This is a genomic window from Pseudomonas sp. R62 (assembly GCF_000257605.1).
GTDB lineage: Bacteria > Pseudomonadota > Gammaproteobacteria > Pseudomonadales > Pseudomonadaceae > Aquipseudomonas > Aquipseudomonas atacamensis.
In genome coordinates, this window is sequence record NZ_JH635999.1 from 1,167,451 (window position 1) to 1,170,915 (window position 3,465).

Consider the following 3,465-nt stretch of genomic DNA (forward strand, 5'->3'; position numbering starts at 1 on the left):
GCGAGGGCGGCGTGTTTTCTCACGTCAAGTGAAAGCGACTTCATTACCGGCCAGGTGATTGATGTCGCGGGCGGCTGGTTGATGCGCTGATGACTTCTTGCGAGGACGTTTGTCATGGTTAAAACGATGGGATTTCCCGGGCGCTACGAGCAGGGTCCGAATGCATTGCACCAATTGGGCAGAGTGCTGAACGACATGGGCCGATCACGGCCGCTGGTGCTTTGCGATGAGTTTGTCGCCCGGCATCTATGGCCGCAGGTTGGCGCCGCGTTGCAGGACCAGGGATGGGAGCCATTGCACATCGAGTTTCCCGGCGAGTGCACGCGCGCTGCGATTGCGCAGTTATCCGAGCAGGCATTGCTGCACGCCCCCGACACGATCATTGCGCTGGGCGGTGGCAAGACCATCGATACGGCGAAGGGGCTGGCGGCCAATCTCGACGTACCGATCATTGTCTGCCCCACGATCGCTTCAAGTGACGCGCCAACGAGTCGGCTGATCGTGCTTTATGACGAAGAGCACAAAGTGGTGGGAGTGGAGTTCCTGAAGATGAATCCCGCTGCGGTGATTGTCGATACAGAGGTCATCGTTCAGGCGCCGGCACGGTTCTTCGCGGCCGGGATCGGCGATGCCATCAGCAAGAAATTCGAAGCCCGACAGTGCTACGCCGCCGGCGGCCACAACTCTTTCGGCACACCGCCTCTGCACACGGCGTTGATGCTCACCAACCTGGTTTTCGACACGCTGATGCAGTGCGGCGTCCCGGCTTATCAGGCGGTGTGTCGTCATGAACTCACCGATGATGTCGAGCGGGTCATCGAAGGCACCGTGCTGATTAGCGGTGTCGGTTTCGAGAGCGGTGGTTTGTCACTGTCCCATGCCCTGGTTCGGGGGCTGACCGCGATACCGGCGATGGCGTCGATGCTGCACGGCGAACTGGTAGCGTTCGGCACGCTGGTGCAGATGGCGGTGGAGGCGCGACCGGTCGAAGAGATTGAACAGGTCGCGCGTCTGTTGCACGCGGTGAAGCTGCCTGTGACGTTCGCTGAGCTGGGTCAGCGCACGCCATTGACGACGGCGCAGATCACTATCCTCGTGGACGCGACCTTATCGGCGGTATACGCCAGAAACATGCAACCGCCCTTGACCTACCAGCGCCTGGTGGAAGGATTGGCGGCGGCTGACAGCCTGGGTGCGCGGCTGATCAGAGGCTGCGCGAGGCCGCCCGCGACGCTGTGATCCTGTGTCACAACAGGTATGACCAAGTAGCTGTTTTCTCCCGTACAGCGACGCCATAACCTTTCCCCCAAGCGAAATCCTGGCGCAATCAAGTGCTGTGAGTTCGTCAAGAAAACCTAGAGGCCTGACAATGAATACTCCTGTTAAACCTGATGAGCTCGCCATTGCGTACCAGTTGCCGCAAGTTCCATTCATGACGCCCGACATGGTGCATCCGGGCGTCATGACGCAGTGGCTCGAAGACGATGCGCTGTGGGTGCCGGTAACGAAATCTGTCTCCTTCAAGCCATTGCTGCTCAACACCAGCGGCGGCTATTACATCAACCTCTTGCGGGTGCGTCAGGCCGGCGTGCTGTCGCGTCACCGCCATACCGGCGGCGTGCATGCGATCGTGCTCAAGGGTCGCTGGTACTACCTGGAGCATGACTGGATCGCGGAGGAGGGGTCTTTTGCCTATGAGCCGCCCGGTGAAACGCATACCCTGTTCGTCCCCGAGGATGTGAGTGAAATGATCACCTGGTTCCACGTGCAGGGTGGCTACACTTACGTCGATCCGCAGGGCGTTGCCGTGGGTTACGAAGATGTGTTTACCAAGCTTGAAGCCGCCCGAGCGCATTACAAGACGCTGGGTTTGCCGGACGACTACATCGAACAGTTCATTCGCTGACCCGGACCCCAGGAAAAAGCGCGCTTCGGCGCGCTTTTTCATGAGCGTTGAGACAACATGCCTTCAAGCTTTTCGCCAGGACCGGCCATGGACAATTATTCGCAGCTACTCGCTTTTATCTGGTCTACCGAATGTGGAAGTTTTTCTGCTGCCGCGCGCGCCCATCACCTGACGCCATCAGCGGTCAGCAAACTGATCACCCGCCTGGAAGATCGCTTGCAGGTCCGGCTGTTCCAGCGCGGCTCGCGCGTGCTGACGCTGACCGAGGAGGGCGCCGCTTACCTGCGCAGCGCCAAAGCCGTCGTCGAAGCCATGAACGAGGCGGACTCGCTGGCCGAGGCGTTGCCCTCCAGGGTCAGTGGCACCCTGCGCATTCACACCATGACCTCTTTCGCCAAACACCAGATCGTGCCGTGGCTGCCCGAATTTCTGGATTTGTATCCCTCACTGGACGTTGAGATTCAACTCGGTGCGCAATTCGTCGATCACTTCGAGCAAGGGCTGGATATCGCCATCCACAGCGGCGTATTGCCCAGCTCATCACGCATTGCCAGACGCATCGGCGAATGTGAATGGCTGATCTGTGCCTCACCGCAGTACCTGGCTGAACACGGCACACCAACCACACCCGCAGATTTGCTGAATCATCGTTGCTTCAATTTCAGCTTCGTCAGCCCGTGGAACAAATGGTCATTTTTGCAGGATGGAGACGGCGTCTCGGTACCGGTGACCGCCAGCGCGTCTTTTACTCAAGGCGATCTGTTGCGCGACATGGCGCTGTCAGGTGCTGGCGTGGTGAAGCTTGCGGACTTTCATATCGGGCTTGATGTAAAAGCGGGAACGCTGGTGCCGTTGCTTGAGGATTTCAAAACGGGTGTGGTCGAGCCGATCTATCTGCTTTATTCGGATCGCAAGCATTTGAGTCCACGGATACGAGTGTTCATCGAGTTTTTTCAGAACAAGTGGCGTGAGCATCCGTGGAAGGTTTCTTGACGTTCAGCTCTGGGGCCAGCGTATTGATCAACGCGATGCTCAAACTGCGCGTTAAAAAGCCCTGAATCATCAGGGCTGTGTTCTGGCTGAGGGGGCGCAGAGTGACACGTTCGCGGTCGGTCTACTTCGGGCTCGAAGCGCAAGCCAACCGGTATTGCTCATAGTTCAAGCCTTCGACCTTTTCCGGCAGCTTGTATGGCACGGGGCAGCTTTTGCCCTGCCACTTGATGGTGATGACACCGTGATCTTTGGTCACCAGCGCCAGGGCCTTGCCCGTCGGATCTGACAATGCCAGTTGTTTGCCGTCGCTATCCAACAGCACCGCGCCGAATGGAATCGGCTGGCCGTTGGCATCGTACAGTTCGAACTGGACGCGTCTGCCTTTGCTGCCTTCGAAGCGTGCAAGAACCACCGAACCTCGTCTTGGCACCAGTTGTTGGGTGGCATTGTCCAGCTCGATCTCACCGCCCAGGTTACGCGTGTCCAGCGTTACCCAGTTCACGCGGTACGGTTGCGCGTTAGGCAGAACCGCATAGCCGTTCAGGCCGGTTTTCACACCCGAATAG

Annotated in this window: 4 protein-coding genes; 3 read left to right on the plus strand and 1 reads right to left on the minus strand. The window is 58.6% G+C overall.

Annotated elements, in window-relative coordinates; translation table 11 throughout:
* Nucleotides 1–126: 126 nt before the first annotated feature.
* From OQK_RS23545 to OQK_RS23555, 3 genes are all read left to right on the plus strand, one after another.
* Nucleotides 127–1,239, plus strand: a complete 1,113-nt coding sequence (locus tag OQK_RS23545) for a glycerol dehydrogenase (protein WP_238537281.1) — start codon at nucleotides 127–129, stop codon at nucleotides 1,237–1,239.
* 130 nt (nucleotides 1,240–1,369) lie between these two features.
* Nucleotides 1,370–1,906: a 2,4'-dihydroxyacetophenone dioxygenase family protein gene (locus tag OQK_RS23550; RefSeq protein ID WP_016774574.1), complete on the plus strand. Its 537-nt coding sequence runs from the start codon at nucleotides 1,370–1,372 to the stop codon at nucleotides 1,904–1,906.
* Nucleotides 1,907–1,993: 87 nt separating this feature from the next.
* A complete protein-coding gene (locus OQK_RS23555) occupies nucleotides 1,994–2,899 on the plus strand; it encodes a LysR family transcriptional regulator (protein WP_016774575.1) in 906 nt (301 codons plus the stop codon).
* Between the two features lie 121 nt (nucleotides 2,900–3,020).
* Here OQK_RS23555 and OQK_RS23560 read toward each other — a convergent pair.
* Nucleotides 3,021–3,465, minus strand: a 445-nt coding sequence (locus tag OQK_RS23560) for a fimbria/pilus outer membrane usher protein (protein WP_157221963.1), incomplete at its 5' end; no start/stop codon positions are given.

What these genes read in the sequence shown, in the direction of transcription:
- OQK_RS23550 (WP_016774574.1), top strand. Translation starts at nt 1,370, where the DNA reads ATGAATACTCCTGTTAAACCTGATGAGCTCGCCATTGCGTACCAGTTG.
- OQK_RS23545 (WP_238537281.1), top strand. Translation starts at nt 127, where the DNA reads ATGGGATTTCCCGGGCGCTACGAGCAGGGTCCGAATGCATTGCACCAA.
- OQK_RS23555 (WP_016774575.1), top strand. Translation starts at nt 1,994, where the DNA reads ATGGACAATTATTCGCAGCTACTCGCTTTTATCTGGTCTACCGAATGT.